At 53.9% G+C, this 18,242-nt stretch carries 19 protein-coding genes and 1 riboswitch; of the genes, 9 read left to right on the top strand and 10 right to left on the bottom strand.

Going from position 1 to position 18,242, the window contains the following annotated elements; translation table 11 throughout:
* Positions 1–14: 14 nt before the first annotated feature.
* Together speB and speE are read right to left on the bottom strand one after the other, a co-directional pair.
* Complete coding sequence (gene speB / locus AC2TF6_RS02360) at positions 15–884, bottom strand: agmatinase (RefSeq protein WP_103997960.1); 870 nt, start codon at positions 882–884, stop codon at positions 15–17.
* A 34-nt stretch (positions 885–918) separates the two neighbouring features.
* On the bottom strand, positions 919–1,746 hold the full coding sequence (gene speE, locus AC2TF6_RS02355) for a polyamine aminopropyltransferase (RefSeq protein WP_009671582.1): 828 nt from the start codon (positions 1,744–1,746) through the stop codon (positions 919–921).
* 375 nt (positions 1,747–2,121) lie between these two features.
* Here speE and AC2TF6_RS02350 point away from each other — a divergent pair, with 375 nt between their 5' ends.
* Complete coding sequence (locus tag AC2TF6_RS02350; RefSeq protein ID WP_491309801.1) at positions 2,122–4,200, top strand: transglycosylase domain-containing protein; 2,079 nt, start codon at positions 2,122–2,124, stop codon at positions 4,198–4,200.
* Between the two features lie 414 nt (positions 4,201–4,614).
* On the opposite strand, the gene AC2TF6_RS02345 is transcribed toward AC2TF6_RS02350, so the two are convergent.
* Positions 4,615–5,121 carry a YwhD family protein gene (locus AC2TF6_RS02345; RefSeq protein ID WP_009671595.1) on the bottom strand — a complete coding sequence of 169 codons (507 nt, stop codon included), beginning with the start codon at positions 5,119–5,121 and terminating at the stop codon, positions 4,615–4,617.
* A gap of 118 nt (positions 5,122–5,239) precedes the next feature.
* Here AC2TF6_RS02345 and AC2TF6_RS02340 point away from each other — a divergent pair, with 118 nt between their 5' ends.
* From AC2TF6_RS02340 to AC2TF6_RS02315, 6 genes are all read left to right on the top strand, one after another.
* Entirely contained in the window at positions 5,240–7,267 is a 2,028-nt protein-coding gene (locus AC2TF6_RS02340; RefSeq protein WP_491309800.1) for a M1 family metallopeptidase, read from the top strand.
* 9 nt (positions 7,268–7,276) lie between these two features.
* Entirely contained in the window at positions 7,277–8,098 is an 822-nt protein-coding gene (locus AC2TF6_RS02335) for a hypothetical protein (RefSeq protein WP_491309799.1), read from the top strand.
* Between the two features lie 203 nt (positions 8,099–8,301).
* Positions 8,302–8,892, top strand: a complete 591-nt coding sequence (locus AC2TF6_RS02330; RefSeq protein WP_009671606.1) for a SurA N-terminal domain-containing protein — start codon at positions 8,302–8,304, stop codon at positions 8,890–8,892.
* A 177-nt stretch (positions 8,893–9,069) separates the two neighbouring features.
* Positions 9,070–9,214: riboswitch (cyclic di-AMP (ydaO/yuaA leader) on the top strand.
* Between the two features lie 3 nt (positions 9,215–9,217).
* Positions 9,218–9,682, top strand: coding sequence for a C40 family peptidase (locus tag AC2TF6_RS02325; protein WP_009671580.1), 465 nt, complete (start codon positions 9,218–9,220; stop codon positions 9,680–9,682).
* A gap of 149 nt (positions 9,683–9,831) precedes the next feature.
* Positions 9,832–11,223 (top strand): cryptochrome/photolyase family protein, encoded by a 1,392-nt coding sequence (locus AC2TF6_RS02320; protein WP_491309798.1) that lies wholly within the window; start codon positions 9,832–9,834, stop codon positions 11,221–11,223.
* Between the two features lie 41 nt (positions 11,224–11,264).
* On the top strand, positions 11,265–11,486 hold the full coding sequence (locus tag AC2TF6_RS02315; RefSeq protein ID WP_491309797.1) for a DUF1540 domain-containing protein: 222 nt from the start codon (positions 11,265–11,267) through the stop codon (positions 11,484–11,486).
* Between the two features lie 210 nt (positions 11,487–11,696).
* Here the strand turns inward: AC2TF6_RS02315 and AC2TF6_RS02310 are convergent, their stop codons facing one another.
* Complete coding sequence (locus tag AC2TF6_RS02310) at positions 11,697–12,146, bottom strand: SRPBCC domain-containing protein (RefSeq protein ID WP_491309796.1); 450 nt, start codon at positions 12,144–12,146, stop codon at positions 11,697–11,699.
* Between the two features lie 145 nt (positions 12,147–12,291).
* Between AC2TF6_RS02310 and AC2TF6_RS02305 the strand changes: the two genes are divergently transcribed.
* Entirely contained in the window at positions 12,292–13,104 is an 813-nt protein-coding gene (locus tag AC2TF6_RS02305; RefSeq protein WP_491309795.1) for a DUF6597 domain-containing transcriptional factor, read from the top strand.
* Between the two features lie 94 nt (positions 13,105–13,198).
* Here the strand turns inward: AC2TF6_RS02305 and AC2TF6_RS02300 are convergent, their stop codons facing one another.
* The 4 genes from AC2TF6_RS02300 to AC2TF6_RS02285 form a co-directional block, all read right to left on the bottom strand.
* The gene (locus tag AC2TF6_RS02300) at positions 13,199–14,464 is read right to left on the bottom strand and encodes an MFS transporter (protein ID WP_491309794.1); all 1,266 of its coding nucleotides are present in this window, start codon (positions 14,462–14,464) and stop codon (positions 13,199–13,201) included.
* On the bottom strand, positions 14,457–15,074 hold the full coding sequence (locus AC2TF6_RS02295) for an ArsR/SmtB family transcription factor (protein ID WP_491309793.1): 618 nt from the start codon (positions 15,072–15,074) through the stop codon (positions 14,457–14,459). Before AC2TF6_RS02295 ends, AC2TF6_RS02300 begins: the two co-directional genes overlap by 8 nt.
* A gap of 184 nt (positions 15,075–15,258) precedes the next feature.
* Positions 15,259–15,807, bottom strand: a complete 549-nt coding sequence (locus AC2TF6_RS02290) for an NADPH-dependent FMN reductase (protein ID WP_491309792.1) — start codon at positions 15,805–15,807, stop codon at positions 15,259–15,261.
* 69 nt (positions 15,808–15,876) lie between these two features.
* The gene (locus AC2TF6_RS02285) at positions 15,877–16,308 is read right to left on the bottom strand and encodes a MarR family winged helix-turn-helix transcriptional regulator (RefSeq protein WP_491309791.1); all 432 of its coding nucleotides are present in this window, start codon (positions 16,306–16,308) and stop codon (positions 15,877–15,879) included.
* Between the two features lie 233 nt (positions 16,309–16,541).
* On the opposite strand from AC2TF6_RS02285, the gene AC2TF6_RS02280 reads away from it, so the two are divergent.
* A complete protein-coding gene (locus tag AC2TF6_RS02280; RefSeq protein ID WP_491309790.1) occupies positions 16,542–17,120 on the top strand; it encodes a GNAT family N-acetyltransferase in 579 nt (192 codons plus the stop codon).
* Between the two features lie 82 nt (positions 17,121–17,202).
* On the opposite strand, the gene AC2TF6_RS02275 is transcribed toward AC2TF6_RS02280, so the two are convergent.
* Both AC2TF6_RS02275 and AC2TF6_RS02270 read right to left on the bottom strand, forming a co-directional pair.
* The gene (locus AC2TF6_RS02275) at positions 17,203–17,631 is read right to left on the bottom strand and encodes a hypothetical protein (protein WP_491309789.1); all 429 of its coding nucleotides are present in this window, start codon (positions 17,629–17,631) and stop codon (positions 17,203–17,205) included.
* A gap of 27 nt (positions 17,632–17,658) precedes the next feature.
* Positions 17,659–18,132: a DinB family protein gene (locus AC2TF6_RS02270; RefSeq protein ID WP_491309788.1), complete on the bottom strand. Its 474-nt coding sequence runs from the start codon at positions 18,130–18,132 to the stop codon at positions 17,659–17,661.
* Between the last annotated feature and the right edge of the window lie 110 nt (positions 18,133–18,242).

The following is an 18,242-nucleotide window of genomic DNA, read 5'->3' as shown; positions in this document are numbered from 1 at the left end:
TTGACGATTAAAAGTTATTTCACCAGACCCAGCAAAATCTCGCGGATCAGCTTGGCCGCTACGATCTGTGTCTGTTCGGACGGATCGTATACCGGGGCCACTTCAACCACGTCGGCGCCTACGATGTTCAGCTCGGAACCTGCGATAGCGTGAACAGCCGCAAGCAATTCCTTGCTTGTGATACCGCCCGCTTCGGCCGTGCCTGTGCCCGGTGCTGCGGACGGATCGAGCACGTCGATGTCGATCGTCAGGTACACCGGACGGCCCGCAAGCTCCGGCAGCACCTTCTTGAGCGGCTCCAGAACTTCGAACGGGTAAAGGTTCAAGTTCTTGCGCGCGTACTCAAACTCTTCGCGCATACCGGAACGGATGCCGAACTGGTACACGTTCTTGCCGCCGATAAGCTCTGCCGCTTTGCGGATCGGCGTCGAGTGAGACAGCGGCTCGCCTTCGTACTGCTCGCGAAGGTCGGCATGCGCGTCGATGTGAATGAGCGCCAGATCCGGGTACTTCGCGTACACTTCGCGGATGACCGGCCAGGACACGAGGTGCTCGCCGCCCATACCGAGCGGGAACTTGCCGTCGCTCAGAAGGCCGCGGACGTATTCGCCGATGATGTCGAGGCTGCGTCCCGCGTTGCCGAAAGGCAGCATCAGGTCGCCGGCGTCGAAGTATTTCACCTCGTCGAGGCTCTTATCCAGATACGGGCTGTATTCTTCCAGCCCGATGGAAACCTCACGGATGCGGGCAGGGCCGAAACGGGAGCCCGGACGGAAGCTGACCGTGTAGTCCATGGGCATTCCGTAAAGTACGGCACGGGAGGACGCGTAGTCCTCGGAGGCGGCGATAAAAATGTTACCGGAGTAAGCTTGGTCTAAACGCATGCGGTCATCGCACCTTTCTGTTCGGAAACGGTCCTTATTTTACGAGATCTTCAACGAATTTAGGCAGAGCAAACGCGGCCTTGTGGAGGCGCGGCGTGTAGTATTTCGTTTCGAATTCGGGAATCGAAGCTTCTTCGACTTGAAGCGGATCGTATTTTTTGCTGCCCATGGTAAATGTCCAGAGACCGCTTGGGTAAGTCGGAATATTCGCGCCGTAAACGCGGACGATCGGGAAGATTTCGCGAACGTCGCGGTTAACCGTTTGAATCAGGTCCGCTTTGAACCAAGGGTTGTCCGTTTGCGCCACGAAAATGCCGTCCTCTTTAAGCGCATCATAGATGCCTTGGTAGAAGCCTTTCGAGAACAGTTCCACGGCCGGACCGACGGGCTCGGTGGAATCCACCATGATCACGTCGTATGTATTTTTGTGATCGTGGATATGCATGTAACCGTCGTTGACGATTACTTCGACACGAGGGTTGTCCAGCTCGCCGGCAATCTCGGGAAGGTATTTCTTCGAATACTCGATTACTTTGCCGTCGATTTCAACCAGAACGGCTTTTTCCACTTTCGGATGCTTAAGCACTTCACGAATAACGCCGCCGTCGCCGCCGCCTACCACAAGAACGTTCTTAGGGTTCGGGTGGGTAACCAGGGCAGGATGCGCAACCATTTCATGATAGACGAATTCGTCTCTTACGGTCGTCATGACCATGCCGTCCAGAACGAGCATGCGGCCCCATTCGGCTGTATCGATCATGGCCAGATCCTGAAAATCGGTTTTCTCGGTCACCAGCGTTTCTTTAATCTTGGCGGTGATGCCGAAGTCTTCCGTCTGTTTCTCGGTATACCAAAGTTCCATATTCCCAGCCTCTTTTCTTAAGTATAGTGATGTAAGGAGTGCATGCGGACAAGCCCGGAAATGAGACCGACCGCTCCATTATTTCGTACTGAATAGTATCCTCATCATTGTACCACAAGCGGGTAAATCCATGCGCGGAATGAGCCTTGCGCCTTGAGGGTTTGCACGCACAAATTGTATTATAGAGGATTGAACCCGAAATGCAAGAAATTTGCAGGACGGACGGGCCGTTTTACGAAATTTTAGGAAGCGGAAGAGATAATACCTGAATAGGGGCCGGAAAGCTTTTCCATACTGTGTAATATGCCGCTATTATTTATCCTAAGCTCATGCTTGAACCCGCTAGGCCCGACAAGAAAGGAGAGTGAGGGACTCTTGGCCGACGACCAACAGAACGAACCCGAAAACAATGCCGCTCCCGACAAAAAGCCGCCAGGTCCAGCGGACAAGAACTGGCCTCACCGTTTAAAACGGGGATTCACTTTCTCCTTTACGACGTTTCTGGTCCTGTGCGTACTGGGAGGGGTGTTCCTTCTCTATCTGCGCTCACAGGCGCTTCCGGTCACGAAGGTACTCCAGACGTCCCAAATTTTTGACGTTAACGGAGCTTTAATCGATACGCTGGATTCCGGCCAGAACCGCAAGATCGTGCCGATCAGCGACATTTCCGTGTATGTGGTTAAAGCGACGCTCGCGATAGAAGATCAGAACTTCTACAGTCATCCGGGCTTTGATGTCAAAAGCATTGCGCGCGCAGCCATCGTCAATCTGAAAAGCATGTCCAAAGTGCAGGGGGCCGGGACGATTACCCAGCAGCTGGCAAGGAACTTGTATTTGAATCATGACCGCACCTGGACGCGTAAAATCAAAGAAACGGTGTATGCCGTGCAGATGGAGATGCAGCTGACCAAGGATCAGATTCTGGAAAGCTACCTGAACCAGATTTACTACGGCCATTCCACGTATGGAATCGAGGCGGCTTCCCAGCTGTTCTTCGGCAAGCATGCCAAGGACTTGTCCCTGGCGCAGAGCGCCATGCTCGTAGGCGTGCCGAAAGGGCCGAAATTTTATTCGCCCTACTATAACATGGAGAATGCGATGGACCGGAAAAACGTCGTGCTCCAGACGATGGCGAAGGAAGGCTTCATTACCCAGCAGGAAGCGGATGCGGCCAAGCAGGAGAAGCTGACCGTTCAGCCGCTGGTAGAGAAGAAACCTTCGCAGGCCCCGTACTTCCGCGACTATATCAAAACGCTGGCCGTGCAGAAGCTCGGCATCACGGAAGACCAGTTCGAACAAGGCGGCTTGAATATCTATACGACGCTGGATCTGAAAGCGCAGAAAATCGCGGAAGAGCAGATGGCCAAGCAGCTGCCCAAAGAAAGCGAGATTCAGGGCGCTCTAATCTCGCTCGATCCGCGAACCGGCTACGTTAAAGCAATGGTAGGCGGCAAGGATTACGGAGCGAATCAGTTTAACCGCGTGTTTGCGACGACCCGCCAGCCGGGCTCCTCCTTCAAGCCGTTCGTCTACCTGACGGCTCTGCAGAACGGCTTTACGCCGCTCAGCACGGTCCGAAGCGAACCGACCGTCTTCAAATACGATGAGGGCCGGCAGTCTTACACGCCCCGCAACTACAATGACCAGTACGAAAATGCGGACATCGACATGCGCCGGGCGATCGCGAAGTCGGACAATATTTTTGCGGTCGATACGATTCTGAAGGTCGGTCCCCAGAAGGTCATCGACAACGCGCGGAAGTTCGGCATTACAAGCGATCTGAAGCCGATGCCCTCCCTCGCGCTGGGCACCTATCCGATCAGTCCGTACGAGATGGTCGCCGCCTTCTCCGCCCTGGCCAACCAGGGAGTCCGAGTCGAGCCGACGGCCATTATCAAGATCGAAGATATGGCCGGCAGCGTCCTCTATCAGGCTGCGCCGAAAAGCGAACGCGTCGCCGATGCCGCGCCCGCTTACGTGCTCACCCATATGATGGAGAGCGTATTCGAGGATGGCGGTACCGGCAGCCGGGTGGCCGCCACGATCAAGCGGCCCGTCGCGGGCAAGACGGGCACGACCGACACCGACGCGTGGATGGTCGGCTACACGCCCGAGCTGGCCACCGCCGTCTGGGTCGGCTACGACAAAGGGCGTGCGATCAACACGGCGGAATCGCATCTCGCTTCGCCGATCTTCGCCGGCTACACCGAAGCCGTCCTGGAGGCGATTCCGCCTAAGCTCTTCCCGGTGCCGGAGGGAGTCACGACCGTCTACATTGATCCGAAGAGCGGCAAGCTCGCCAATGAAGACTGTACGACCGGCGCGCGCAACGAGGCGTTCCTTTCCGGCACGGAGCCAAAGGAGTACTGCACGAACCGTGCTGCCAAAGGCAAAGGGTTCGGCAGCGGAGCGCGCTCCTGGTGGGAAGATGTGAAGCGCTGGTGGAACGAGTAGCAAGAGCGGAAATCAGCATCGGCAGCGATGCGACAAATTCCCTCCGTTGAGGGTAACATCCGCAGACCCTTTCCCGGTAAAAAACAGAAAAAAGGCAGATGCGAGCACAGGCTCGCATCTGCCTTTTTTGTTTCCCAACCGGATTAATACCAGCCGGTCAGGATTTGTGTTCAGCTTCTTTCGAGGCTTGAAGCAGGTTCTTTTATTGAAGCTTCTCCAAGCGGCGAAAGCCTTTTCACAGGAAATAACCGGGCGAGCAGTCATTTATATCCAACGCAAAAAGGCAGAACTAAGCGTCCTTAGTCTGCCTTTTTGCTGTCCTAGTATATGAGTGTAACATACACTAGTGTTAGTATACCCGCTTCCCCTGGGTCTCACAATCCATGACACAATTTGTACACATTTTCCGCAAGGCTAGGCAAGCGCCTGTTTAAGCTCCTCGGAAGAGTGGTTCCACCATTCCTCGTTATGCTCGATCAAAGCCTTGCGCAGCGCGGATTTTTCCGTTTCATCCAGACCTTCTACCATGATCTTGCGCTTCATTGCGGCGTCCATCCGGTTCACGTGATCGGCTAGAATTTTCCAGCCTCTGCGTGCTTCCGTATCGATCAGCATCTCGCAAGCCGTCACTCCGCCGTAGGAAGTTCCCTCCGGGGAGCGGTCCACGGCCACCCATACGATCCAGCAGCGGCGTCCGTCCGGGACGTCTTCTTTGTTCGTCGAGAATTTAATCCGCTTCTCCACCTGGCTCTTCGCGTGCAGCGCGCCCATGTCGAGATAAGCTTCGTCTCCGTCGAGGATAAGGCTGGATACGTTGCTCAGATCAATCGAACCCGCCCCGAATCCTTTGTGATTCACCTTCGTGCTGACGATATTCAGCGCCGCCGGTTTTTTCTTCGGTTCTTCTTTATGGGAATCCATGAAAGGCACCTACGCTTTCCTAGAAAAATAATTCTGCTCTTCTTCATTTATTTTAGCTAATAATCCCCGGAATGCAAACATATACATGCTGTAGATGCTTGTCAACGGGGTGAAAATCATGAAAGTAAAGATGGCCAACCGAAAAAAAGCCTGGCTCGTATCCGCAGCCGCCGCGTTCCTGGGCGCAGCTTTCCTCGCCAACTCGCTCCTTTCTTTCCCTGAAGAAAGGACGGGCCAGACAAGCCGGGCCGTTCTGTCCGGAACCGCTCAGAATCCAGTCTCCCCGGTGAATGCGGAACCTTCTTCTTCAATCGGTCAGCCGCCGGCGACAGGAGAAGGTGTCCACCAGCCTCTCAGCAAGCGCATCGTCGAATATCACATCAATGTGGAATACAGCCCGGAAAACCAAAAGCTCCTCGGCCAGCAGACCGTCACCTGGAAGAACCCGGGCAGTCAGCCTGTGCAGGAACTGTACATGCATCTTTATCCGAATGCCTTCGCATCGGAAAAGACGACTTTTATGAAGGAATCCGGCGGCAAGCTGCGGGGAGACGAAGCCAAAAAAGGCAGCTTCGGAGATATGGAACTGCGCAGCATCAAAACCGAGGACGAAACCGACCTCAGCTCCGCCATGCAGTTCGTCCAGCCCGATGACGGAAACCCCGACGACCGGACGCTGATCAAGATTACGCTCCCGAAGCCTGTCGCCGCAGGAGCCGCCATTACGCTGCATACGGATTTTGCGGTCAAGCTTCCGCAAGTGTTCGCTCGCATGGGCGTAACGAAAGATTTCGTTATGGCGGGACAGTGGTTTCCCAAGCTTGCCGTGTACGAGCCTGCCGGCACCCGGGGACGGACCGCGGAAGGATGGAACCTGCACCAGTACCACGGCAATTCGGAGTTTTATGCGGACTTCGGCATTTTCGATGTCCGTGTGAAAGTCCCGGCGGATTACATCGTGGCCGCCACCGGTTTTCCGACCAAAAATCCGGCCGTCGAAGCCGGCAAGAAAACCTATCAGTTTTATGCGGATGACGTGCACGATTTCGCCTGGTCCGCTTCGCCCAACTTCAAGGTGTTTGAGGAGCCCTATGCCGCTCCCAATTTGCCGGGGGTCAAGATCAAGCTGTACCTCGACCCCAAGCATGAACCGTACAAGTCCCGCTATATGATCGCCGCCAAAAAAGCGCTGAGCCGATACTCCCAGTGGTATGGTACGTATCCGTACTCGACCTTATCCGTTGTCGTGCCTCCGGAAGAGGCTAACGGGGCGGGCGGCATGGAGTATCCCACGCTCGTTACCGCTTGGGGAGCCTCCGAGGGGACGCCCGACCTGGAACTCGAACGGGTCGTCGTCCATGAGATCGGCCACCAGTTCTGGTACGGACTCGTCGCCACCAACGAGTTCGAGGAAGCCTGGCTGGACGAAGGGTTCACTTCCTACACCGAGGATAAGCTGATGGAACTGGAGTACGGGTCGAAACCCAACCTTCCGGTCGAAGCCAGCTATATCACCTCTCCGGCCGCGCTGCAGAAAAATGCGTGGGGTTACCGCAGCCACGGCGAGTACGCCGACAACGTGTATACCCGCGCCAAGCTGGTCCTCAAGGAAATCGAGCACCGGGTCGGGCTGAACACGATGGACCGCATTATGAAAACATACTTCCAGCGCTGGAAATTCAAGCACCCGGGAACCCGCGATTTTCAAACGGTCGTGGAGGAAATCACCAAAACGAAATGGACGGAGTTTTTCGATCAGTATGTATACGGCAGCATGATGACCGACTATGCGGTCGATAGCATCCGCATCCGCCAGGCGAACGAGTCGGGACAGACGTTGTACGAAAGCAGCGTGCTGGTCCGCAAGTTCGGAGGCACTGTACCGGCTGTGCCGATCCGGTTCCATTTTGCCGACGGTTCGACGACAGAGAAGGTCTGGGACGGACAGGGCGAGCAGATCGAATACAAGCTGACCCATAAATCCCCGGTGGATTGGGTTTCCCTGGATCCCAAATACACCATGAAGCTCGAAAACCGGCATATCAACAACTATATGAAAACCGAAGTCGACACCACGTGGAGAATCCGCTGGACCCTCGGCGTCGTCAAACTGCTGGAAACGCTGTTCGATACTGTAGCCTGGTGAGGTGATGAGATGCTCCGCTATCTTCGACAAGGCTTGACGGCCGCCCTCAAGCAGCCGTTCGCCGTTTGCGTGCTGTATGTGTACCAGTTTGCCTGGGGGATTCTGCTTTATAAATGGGTCCAATCCATTATCGTTCCCCTGCTCCACCGTTATCCGGCCAGCGATCAGCCCCAGAGCGCCGTTCATTTGTTCTTGATGGAAAGCCAGTTCCGGCTTGTAAAAACGGATCTCATCCAGCCGTATCTCGAATGGCTTCTCATCCTGCTGGCCGTCCGGATGCTGATCAGCCCCATGCTGAACGCCGGCGTGCTGTACTCTCTGGAACACCGGCAGATGAATGCGGGCTACCGGTTTATGAAAGGAATCCGCGAACTGCTGCTGCCCTTCTTCCTCTATTATCTCCTTCAAACGGTCTTGATGCTTGCGCCGCTCTACTGGCTGGCTCCCAAAGCGCTTGCTTTGTTCAACAAAGCCTACGGATTCGAGCAGCTCCTTCTGTCCATGCTTCCCTGGGCGGCTCTCTATGCCGTGTATGCCCTGCTTGTTCAGCTCCTCTTCCTGTTCCTGCAGTTCGGCCGGGCCTCCGAGGATCGACGAGGACTTCTCTCGGTGCTTCCGGTCGTGTTCCGCCAAGGCTTACGAATCGCGGGCAATGCCCTGCTGCTTGTCCTGCTCGGCTTCCTTCTGGCCGTCGCGGCGACTTATGCATCCTACATATGGGCAGGCCTGACGGCCCTCATTATCCACCAGATATACCCTTTGGTCCGCACCTTTGTAAAAATGTGGTCCATCGCCGCGCAGCGTGAAATCTGGGAAAGCTACCGCACCTAGAAAGCCTGGTTTTCTGCCCGTAAGCCGGGCGGCAAAACAGACGAATCACATACGCTGATCCTCTTCTTAACCGTTCTCGTTCCGGATTGTTCCGGCGCGATATCCGTCTCCCCCTGCCGTTCACCGGCCAGGGGGTTTTTAGTTTCCATTTGCGTTTTTTTCAGCTATCATGGAAAGATAGAAGATAAAAGGAGGCATTACCGATGATATCCCCACGGACAAGCACCGTCGTGGCGGCAGTAATTGGCCTTTGTGTCGCCGCCGGGTCGTTCTTTTACGGACAGTCCGACGTTAAAGCCAAAGAGGTTGTGGCGATCGGTCACGACGTCCGCATCTCCAACCAGGCTTTCGACAAAATGAAAGCCGAAGTCGACCTGGCCTTTCAAATGCAGGGCGCTCAAAACAATTTGACCAACGACCAGCTTCTCGATCTGATGCTTAAGGACGAGCTCTTCGTCCGTTACGGCCAGAAGCGCGGCGTCAAAGTCAAAGAAGCCGAAGTGAAGCAGGCTATCGACCAGCAGCGCAAAGCGCTGGAAGCGGCCGGTCCCGAAGCGGCTCAGTTGAAGGAGATGCTCTACAAAAGCGCCGGTTTGACCGAAGCAACCTACTGGACCGATCCTAAAACCGTCAACCAGTACGCCAAATATCTCCTCCAGCAAAAGACGATCGAGTACCTCGTCAAAAAAGGCGAGCTGAAAACGCAGGAAGACCTCAACGCCCTGCAGGAAAAACTGCTTGCCGAAACGAAACCGGGGCTGCGCGTGAAGTTTCCGGATCAGCCGAAAACTTAGATTGCCTCTAAGCTGAAAGACATGGAAAACCCGCCCTTTTTATACAAGAAGGCGGGTTTTTTGATCTATTTTTTGCCCTGAAATCCGACTAAATAACTGCTTTTGAAACTTTTTTGTAACTATTTTTAGTTTTTTGGAAGGAATTTCTGGACCTATGGCGAATATTTAGTGTCGAACAGAAAAAGATTGCCGAATTTCTTCTTAGACGAAAGGAAGAAAACGGGGGATCCACTCTGGGTGAATTGATCTTGCAACAAAGGGATCATAGGGGACCTTCTACCGAACCCTCCAGCTAACCTCGTAGGCACAGGAAGGAGCAACACAGTTGAAGAAAGTCTTGTTGTTTGTTTTGAGCTTGACCCTGTTTTTGAGTGTGGAAATCGGCAGCGCTTCCGCGAAGTCGACGCTCAGCTCCACGATTGACGGATTGGTAGGGACGCCTTACAAGTATTCGGGCACATCGACCAGCGGTTTTGATTGCTCGGGCTTCACGTCCTACGTATTTGACCGGTTCGGCATTGATCTGGCACGCACTTCAAAAGCACAGAACGGCCAAGGATCCTCGGTTGCGAAAAGCGATCTGAGACCGGGTGACCTTGTATTTTTTAACACCGACGGAAAAGGCATCTCCCATGTAGGTATTTACATCGGGAACAACAAGTTCGCCCACTCCGCTACGAACAAAGGTGTTACAAAGAGTGACTTGAGCGAATCTTACTATGCGAAACGATACGTTTCTGCACGCCGCGTTATCGGCGATGACCTTTTTAACAAGATCACTGCAGACTAGTAAGACGCACTCGTAATGGAACGCAGCATATACCCGAAAGGGAGCCCCGTAATCCAGGTTGCAGCCTGGCTTGCCGGGCTTCTTTTCATTTGCGCCGGATTTCCTGTTACTATGAAGTTAGACGAAAAAGTAAGGAGCGTCCCTTCATTATGATCCTTTTTATTCATCGCAAAGATCTGCGGATTGACGACCTCACTGCGTTTGATTACATTCACAGCTTGGGGCGTCCGAGCCTGCACATCCTGATTCTGGACCCCTTCCTTCTGCGCGACGGCCGGGACCGGGAACACAGCGGAGTCAACTTCCTCCGTCACGTCTCCAGGCTCATCCGCGAATACCGGAAAGCGGGCGCTCATCTGGAAGTGCTTGCCGGCGAGCCTCATGCCGTGGTCGATCAGCTGCTGGCCGAGCTGCCGATTGAAGAAATCGTCCTGCACGGCGACGTTACGCCCTACGCATTAGTACGTGACCGCAAACTGAAGGTTTCAGCTTCCGCCCGCGGCGTTCCGGTTACCACGCTGATCGACCATACGCTCGCCGATTTCGGAGACTTCCAGCACTTCGCGGAGCGCAGCACCCCTTACCAGGTATTTACCCCTTTTTATAAAAAATGGAACGCTTACATGCACCTTTTTTTCCGGCCGTCGTCTGCCGTCACCGTGCGCGATTTGCAGACACGGCCGCTGCCGGACCGCGAAGCCTGGTCCGCCCGGTTTCCGCTTCCGCTGGACCCGGAAGCGGCAGGCACGGCGCCTGATCCCGCTCAGACTCTGAGCGATTTTCTCGAAGGAGGTCTCCGCGCTTATGAAGCGCAAAGAGACCGGTACGCCTTCGAGACGACCAGCGGGATCAGCCGCCACCTGAACACCGGCGCGCTCTCCGTGCGCCGGGCGTATGAAGCCGCTCTCGGCAGCGAGCGGCACGAAGCCTGGACGCGCCAGCTGGCGTGGCGCGACTTCTACCTGTACCAGGCCGTCTATAACCCGGATTTCTTCGTCTACGAGAAGAAATTCGATTTCTCCGGCCTGGAGGACACGCTCTTCGAGCGGTGGTGCCGGGGGCAGACCGGCATTCCGGTCGTGGATGCGGCCATGGCGGAGCTGAACGCCACGGGGCACATGCCGAACCGGCTGCGGATGGTGACGGCCATGTTCCTGACCAAGAACCTGCGGTGTCCCTTCACGCTGGGTGAACGGTATTTCCGGCGCAAGCTCGCCGATTACGACAACGTGCTCAACCGGGGCGGCTGGCTGTGGAGTGCTTCGCTCGGCTTCGACGCGTCTCCGTACTTCCGCGTCATGAACCCCGTCACCCAGTCGGAGACGCATGATCCGACGGGCATGTACATCCGGCGGTGGCTTCCCCATATCGCTCATCTGAGCGATAAGGAAATTCACAAGCCGCAGGCGGACGCGATTGTCGATCTGAAGAGCTCACGCGCGGCAGCGATCGAGATTTACAAGCACATGCTGGCGGAGGCTAAACCTGATGCCGGTGCGGGTCCGGCCGGATTTTCTCCGGATGGCTCTCCCCCTGTTTAAAGCTCCGTTCTTCGGGTAAATAGAAGTACGAGGTGATAAACATGGAAAATCCAATGGTGAAGTGCAGCATTGCCAACTGCGAATACTGGGAGCAGGGCAATAACTGCAGTGCGGAAGTTATTATGATCGAAGTAAACGCTCATTCGAACAAGCCACAACCGCAAAAACGGGACGGTCTGCCTTACGATTCCGGGCATCAGGATTCCGCCGAGGGCATCACCGACACCTGCTGTCAAACTTTCGAGGAACGTCATCATCACTAATTTCAATCAAACGTTTCATTAAAAAATGAAAATGCCGACAGCAGAGGAGCCGTAGAGCTCCCCTGCTGTCGGCTTACAAAAATAATCCCGCTGAGATCAGCGGGTGATTAAAGGCCGTGCAGGCTTCAGCCTGCACGGCCTTTTTTTGTGTGGAAACGCTTCACTTACTCCTGCAGGATGGTTCTATACGGAACCCCGCCCTTCTCTGCCTTACCAGCCGAGATCCAGTTTCTTTCCGGTCTCCACGAACGTTTTGATGGCGCTCAGCAGCATCCACCATGCGGGGTCCGCCTTTGTGTAGGAAGGATGATTTTCGACCCACTCATCGTTGATCAGGGTCAGCTTGGTGCAGCCGCCGACCGGCTCCAGCTTAATGGTTACCCGCGTAGTGATATCCGCATGATTCGGATAATACGAAGGACCGGGGTGTTCAATGTAACTAAGGATACGGTTCGGTTCGTATTCCAGCACTTCTCCGTAAATATGGACGGTCTGCTCGCCGTCATTGCCGGGTCCGATATACCGGATAGATTCACCGGGGACATAAGAAGAATCGATCACACAGTCGAAAAAGATTTTACGGGTTTTCTCCGGTGTTACGAAAACATCCCACACCTGCTCCGGGCTGCCGTCGATATAAAAATGATAAGTGAGATCCATTGAAGATTCCTCCCTAGCCTAGTGTCGGCGTCTTGTGATAGCTTGGCCGTTTTGCTACCATCAACTTTACAGGGCCACGGCGCAAAGCGATTGTAAAAAAGCGACATCTTCCCTGAGACTTCATCTTGAACGGAGGCGGGTCCGCATGAAACCCGAGGAGAACCCGGTCGTCGTCAACAAAGGCATCTTGAATTACGAAAAGGGCCGGCAAAAGTTCACCATTTCCCGAAGATTGCCCGCTCCGGAGCTGGCTTTTTTTATCCGGCATTACTGGCTGATTCATTGGGACTTGAGAGGACTTCCATCCCATACCCAGGAGGTGCTCCAGCCTCCATGCTTTAATCTGGTTTTCGAAAAAGACAACACGCGGATCTATGGGACGAATAAGGGGAAAATGTCGCAGCTTCTTGAGGGCAAAGGAGAAGTATTCGGCGTTTTGTTCCGGCCGGGCGGGTTTTATCCGTTTTACCGGCAGCCGGCTTCGGAGCTGGTCAACCGCAGCCTGCCCTTCCAGAAGGTTTTCGGCAGAAGCTGCCTTCCGCTGGAAGAAGCCCTTTTCTCCGAACCGGATGAAGAGGCGAAGGTCCGCTTCGTGGATGACTTTTTCATTAGAGAGCGGCCGCCGGCTGACGAACAAATCGAACTCGTCAATTCGGTGATCGATTATATTGCGGGACACAGGGAAATCAACCGGGTTGAGGACGTTGGAGCCAGGTTCGGCATCTCCGCAAGAACGATGCAGCGGATGTTCAGCCAGTATGTCGGCGTCAGCCCAAAATGGGTTATCAAGAGATACCGGCTCCAGGATGCCGCCGTATCGGCGGATGCGGGAGAATCGCCGGACTGGTCGAAGCTCGCGGTAGATCTGGGCTATTACGACCAGGCTCATCTAATTAAAGATTTCAAAACGGTTATCGGCAAATCTCCGGAGGAGTACGTGCGCAGTAAACAAGGTTAGATCGGCAGAACTGCATAAAAAAATGGAACGGCCCGCCGATTTAGCGCTTGGAAGCACTCTGCAATTCAGCGAGGCCGCTTTCTGAAAGTAGTCTTTAGTCCGCTTTCCGTAAAGACGGAATTTTAACGATCAGCCAGAAGGTAAAGGCGAGCAGGAGAAGAGCGCCGCCCATTACAATGTTCTGTATTCCTACACCAACGCTGAGAAGCAGTGAAGTCAAACCGTATGAAATAGGCGTAAGTCCCATGGAAGACATGGTCTGAATACTCATCACACGACCGATATAGGCTTGGTCGGCATGATTCTGGATCACGGAAATGGCGCAGATGTTCGAGATTCCCATCGAGATTCCCATACAAGCGGCGAACACGGCTCCGGTCCACAGTGTGCCGGCCATGCTCAGCGCGAGAAAGCTGAACGACAGGCCTAACTGGGCCAGAACGCTAATCAAGCCTCTCCGGCGTTTCAAGTTGAGAATGCCCAGCACAATCGAGCCGACCAGCATTCCTCCCGCCAGGAAGGATTGCAGCATACTGAAATCGAGTGTCTCCCCGTGCAGAACGTGTTTGACGAAAACCGGGATGCCGATTGCAAAGGGACCGGTAAAAAACAGATTCAAAAACAGCGTCTTCAGCACAAATGCCTTCAATATGGGTGCCTGACGGACGTAGCCGATCCCTTCCTTGACGCTGGTCAGCATCGGAATCCGTTCCGCTCTCGTGTCCGGCGATGGGGATTTCCGCACGCGGACAAGCAGCGCGAATAGGGCACCTAGCGCCAGCAGTACGGTAATCAGGCCGAAGATCCCTTCATACCGGAAAGCGACGATGACAAAACCGCTGATCATCGGCCCGAATATCGAGGTGGACTGATTCGTCGTCTGGATAATGGAGTTGGCCCTCGTTAGCTCCTCTTTGGAGACGATGGACGGGACGATCGAACCCGAAGCGGGCCAAAAGAACGCGTCCAGTATGCCGAACAGCAGCGCGAAAGCGGTCAGGGCTCCCAATCCGATTCCCCCGCCCTCCACCAGAACCAGAACCAGGACGGCGAGCAGCGCCGATTTGGTTATCGTCGACACGAACATGATCTTCGACGGGCTGATACGGTCGGCCAGCACGCCCCCGATCGCCATGAACAAGACGCGGGGCAGCGTCCCGATCAGATAAATAACGCCGAGGGAAGCCTCCATGTTCAAGACGTTCACCACGTACCAGGCTTCCGCGAAATAGAACATGTTCAGGGCGAGGCCGGAGAAAATCGTAGACAGCCACAACATCGTGAACGCTCTTTCCCGGAAAAGCGACGATGCCGGACGGGGCATCCTCTCCGCTTGGATTCGGGCCTCCAAGCTACTCATCTTCCTTCTCCCCTTTGAAATACGGCTCGTCGATCTGGAACGCTACCGTCATCAGATAAAAAGTATCCATCTCCTCCTCCGAAACCTCTTCTTCCGCCATCCGGTTCAGCTCCTGGATCAGCTCGTGATACTTCGCGACCCATTTCTTAAACTTTTCCTTCGGAATGTTCACCTCGGTCTGGCTCGCTATGCGGTGCCATTTCCTGTGATCTTCGGAATCCGTCAGGAAGGCGTTCTCCGGGGCCGCCAGGGCGCGGCTCTTGGCCCGGTCCAGAGCGGATATCGTCATCAGCCGGCGGCTCTCCCCGTATTCATGGTGGAAGGATAGCAGTTCCGTAGACGGAATATAGCTTTTCGCCACGGCCTGATACAGCTTCTGGGTCATGTTCCCCTTGCGGTTCTCCTCCACCAGCCGAATCAAGCCGTTCTTCTCCAGATCCTGCAGGTGGTAGTGGACTTTCGACCGCGATTCCCCCATCTGCTGGGAAAGCTGCTGCCCCGACCGTGCCTCCTCCACCAGCAGGCACAGAATTTCGATACGCAGCGGATCGCTCAAAGATTTCAACTGTTCGAGATTCGTTAGCACCATAATGTCATTTTGTTTTTCCATACATGTCAGCTCCATTTGACTTGTCAGTTTTTATTGACAATAAAAACTTACCAAATAATCTTCTCTCCTGTCAATGGGGATTCAGGAAAAATAAAAAGGCCGCATGGGTACTTTGCGTACCTCATGCAGCCTTTTAGAGAGAAGATCCCTCAAAACTCGGATCGGGATAGTGCCGGCTTCCGAATTAATTTTTGTACAGCTTGCCGTGCCAGTTAATAAAATTGTTCACAACGACATTCAGGAACTCAATGGTAGGCTCGTGATGCAGGTTGCCGTCTTTATCGATTTTTTCATGGACAAGGCCTACGTACACTTCGTTGCCCGGGAGAAGCACGGAAGAAACTCCCGGCGAGAACAAAATATCGCGCAAATGCTCTTGTGCCCGCACGGTGCCAAGAAGCCCCATCGAAGCGCCCATGATCCAGGATGGCTTGCCGATCATCACCCGGTCACCGCGCGACAGCCAGTCCAGGGCATTTTTCAGCACGCCGGGGATCGAGTAGTTATACTCGGGCGTAACCCAAAGCACGGCATCGGCGCCCGCAATTTTGCCGCGGAAATCCAGCACCGACTGGTCCGGAGTCAACTCGATATCTTCGTTGTAAAACGGCAGATCGTTTACGCGGACGATTTCCACGTCGAGCCGGTCTTTGAAGGTCTTCTGCACATACTCTGCAAGCTTCAGGTTATATGAGTTTTTGCGGTTGCTTCCGATGACTGCTGCGATTTTCATAAGCGAACCCTCCGATGTGTAGTTTTAGTTGCTATATCAACCAAAAGATAAACAAGAGCGAGCGCCGGGCTACCGCTTACGCACATTCTCGCGGACCTTTGTAAGAAGCCTCTTCAGCTCGGCCGTCTCTTCGGCCGTAAAGCCTGCTCTGAGATGCTGTTTCATATGGCTGCTGATCTCTTCCACGTTTGCTTTTAGCGCCCGTCCTTCATCGGTCAAATACACTTCAATCGAGCGGCGGTCGCCCGCACTGGGAGAACGGCGTATAAATCCTTTGCTCTCCAGACTGGCAAGCATTCGCGTAATGCCGGATTTGTCTTTGCTGAGGCGTTCCGCGATCTCGTTCTGCGACAAGCCCTCCTGCCTCATGAGAAGCGCGATCACCAGATGCTGTTCCGGAGCAAGCTGCATGGGAGCCAGCCGTTTCTTCAAGTAGCTGGTAATCTCCAAATCCGCCATATGGATCATCAAACCGATATGCTCTTCCATGTCCCGTTCCATTCGCTCACCCTGACGCTATTAGTTGATATATCAACGATATCACTCTTATTATCCTAAAAGCTTGGGGGAATGTCAAGGGAAACGGGATTGTTGCAGACTGGTTTTGGATAAATTGGATTAGTCTAAACTAAACCTTGATAACCATGCAAAATTATCCCACGATGGTTCATAGGGGAACAGACAATCAGCATGCAGCTTTTATATCCCCACATGACCTGAAGGAGTGATGTTGTTTGAATAGGAACAAAAATACAAAGAGCCTCCGCAGCGTTGAGGATATGGAGGATCCTGACTCACCGGAGCGGGCCGTTCAGCTTAAAGAGAAGCTCATAGGGGCATGCGATCGGATAGGTGAACGTTACCGACCAACCGTCGAACTCAAGCCTGTTGATGAGAACAACTGGTATGACTGCACCGAGCTTGTAGTTACGGACGAGCAGAAGAACGTATTTCCTGTTCCGGTTGTGTATTGGCTTGCCGAGTCGGCTTATTGCGGCTTCACTCCTCTTGCCATGTACAATAGCGAACAGTTAATCGGATTTGCGGTCTACGCCGTCGATCCTGATGATGGGAGCTACTGGATCATGGCCTATATGATCGATCATAAGTTCCAGCATAACGGCTTGGGCCGGTCCGGCATGGAGGAGCTGGTACGTTACATCCACGAAAAGCACGGCTGCGACAAAATCGCACTCGGGCATCGGGCCGAAAACGAACGGGCGTCCCATTTATATGCTTCATTAGGTTTTGAAGAAGTAGACCGGGACGGCATCGAAATTATACGGGAGTTGACCCTTTCGAAACCAAGATGATTAACGTTCGGGACTTAAGAGCCGCAAGATTTGCGGCTCCTTTCCATTTCCCCCGAGACCCGGTATGCTGCGCTTTATCGGATTAATTTCTTCGGAAGTAACGGTTGCGCCAGCAATACATTACCTCGAAAATCGCGAATACGCCAACTACCGCAGCAACCAAAAGAATTACCGAGATACCGAAAACGGTCATCGTCCCCGTAGTTCCTTTATCCTCCAGCAGAATCACACTGCCGGCGACCCAAAGAATGTCGATCACGGCAATGACAAGCACCGCCATTGGAGGAACCATACTCCTGGATGTGGTCCAAACGAGAAATGCGACAAACAAGAGTAGAAAAACCGCGGTTTCGACCAAGGCGGTTCTACTTTCTAATCCCGTCCATTCGGCGACATACCCGGGAAAGGCCAATAACAGCAGCCCGAATATCCCGGACGAAACGGCATTCGTCAGCAAAACTTTACGGATGAGAGTTTCTCCTGTCGGCGTTCCTGCTTCATTTGGTTTCATATTGAACACCTCTTTCTTTCGGGGCGATTAATGATCGGCTTGTACGGCTTTCACAAGTGAAGAAATGATTCCCAAGTGCACGGCTTCGTGGATAAAAGCGAAGTTAAACAACTCGCCTGCCGTCTCGAACTTCAGCGGCCCCATTTCAAACGGCGCGCTCAAAGGTGCATTCAACGACTCGATGTCTAGATTGGACAGATCGTCAAGCTGCGCGGATAAAAATTGAATCAGCTCCGACTTCGACGGAGGCGTGACGGTCCAGTCCGACGGCTTCGTTCCGGTCATAAATAAGCCGGCATAGCTTTCCGGCAGCTTCGTATTTAACGCCGGACCTGCGGAGAGAAACCAATTCAGCATGGTAACGATATGGCCGGTGTTCCAACGAACCGTATTATTGAATCCTGCGGGCGTAATATCGTAAATTTCTTCCGGAATCGCTTGAATGGATCCGATAACCAATTGATGTGCCGTTTTTGCGGTTTGGATGCTTGCTTGTGACATTGTACATTCCTCCTAATGGTTGGGTTGTGCCTGACAACACCGAGGTTAGCCCACAAACGACTGCCAGAACCATACTTTTCACTGCCGTTTGGTGCCATTCTTGCCTATTT

The organism is Paenibacillus sp. JNUCC 35 (genome assembly GCF_058269095.1).
This window is presented reverse-complemented; position numbering and strand designations above follow the sequence as displayed.

What these genes read in the sequence shown, in the direction of transcription:
- AC2TF6_RS02305 (WP_491309795.1), top strand. Translation starts at nt 12,292, where the DNA reads ATGAAACCCGAGGAGAACCCGGTCGTCGTCAACAAAGGCATCTTGAAT.
- AC2TF6_RS02315 (WP_491309797.1), top strand. Translation starts at nt 11,265, where the DNA reads ATGGAAAATCCAATGGTGAAGTGCAGCATTGCCAACTGCGAATACTGG.
- AC2TF6_RS02345 (WP_009671595.1), bottom strand. Translation starts at nt 5,121, where the DNA reads ATGGATTCCCATAAAGAAGAACCGAAGAAAAAACCGGCGGCGCTGAAT.
- AC2TF6_RS02310 (WP_491309796.1), bottom strand. Translation starts at nt 12,146, where the DNA reads ATGGATCTCACTTATCATTTTTATATCGACGGCAGCCCGGAGCAGGTG.
- AC2TF6_RS02335 (WP_491309799.1), top strand. Translation starts at nt 7,277, where the DNA reads ATGCTCCGCTATCTTCGACAAGGCTTGACGGCCGCCCTCAAGCAGCCG.
- AC2TF6_RS02270 (WP_491309788.1), bottom strand. Translation starts at nt 18,132, where the DNA reads ATGTCACAAGCAAGCATCCAAACCGCAAAAACGGCACATCAATTGGTT.
- AC2TF6_RS02340 (WP_491309800.1), top strand. Translation starts at nt 5,240, where the DNA reads ATGAAAGTAAAGATGGCCAACCGAAAAAAAGCCTGGCTCGTATCCGCA.
- AC2TF6_RS02295 (WP_491309793.1), bottom strand. Translation starts at nt 15,074, where the DNA reads ATGGAAAAACAAAATGACATTATGGTGCTAACGAATCTCGAACAGTTG.
- AC2TF6_RS02275 (WP_491309789.1), bottom strand. Translation starts at nt 17,631, where the DNA reads ATGAAACCAAATGAAGCAGGAACGCCGACAGGAGAAACTCTCATCCGT.
- speB (WP_103997960.1), bottom strand. Translation starts at nt 884, where the DNA reads ATGCGTTTAGACCAAGCTTACTCCGGTAACATTTTTATCGCCGCCTCC.
- AC2TF6_RS02320 (WP_491309798.1), top strand. Translation starts at nt 9,832, where the DNA reads ATGATCCTTTTTATTCATCGCAAAGATCTGCGGATTGACGACCTCACT.
- AC2TF6_RS02300 (WP_491309794.1), bottom strand. Translation starts at nt 14,464, where the DNA reads ATGAGTAGCTTGGAGGCCCGAATCCAAGCGGAGAGGATGCCCCGTCCG.
- AC2TF6_RS02285 (WP_491309791.1), bottom strand. Translation starts at nt 16,308, where the DNA reads ATGGAACGGGACATGGAAGAGCATATCGGTTTGATGATCCATATGGCG.
- AC2TF6_RS02330 (WP_009671606.1), top strand. Translation starts at nt 8,302, where the DNA reads ATGATATCCCCACGGACAAGCACCGTCGTGGCGGCAGTAATTGGCCTT.
- speE (WP_009671582.1), bottom strand. Translation starts at nt 1,746, where the DNA reads ATGGAACTTTGGTATACCGAGAAACAGACGGAAGACTTCGGCATCACC.
- AC2TF6_RS02290 (WP_491309792.1), bottom strand. Translation starts at nt 15,807, where the DNA reads ATGAAAATCGCAGCAGTCATCGGAAGCAACCGCAAAAACTCATATAAC.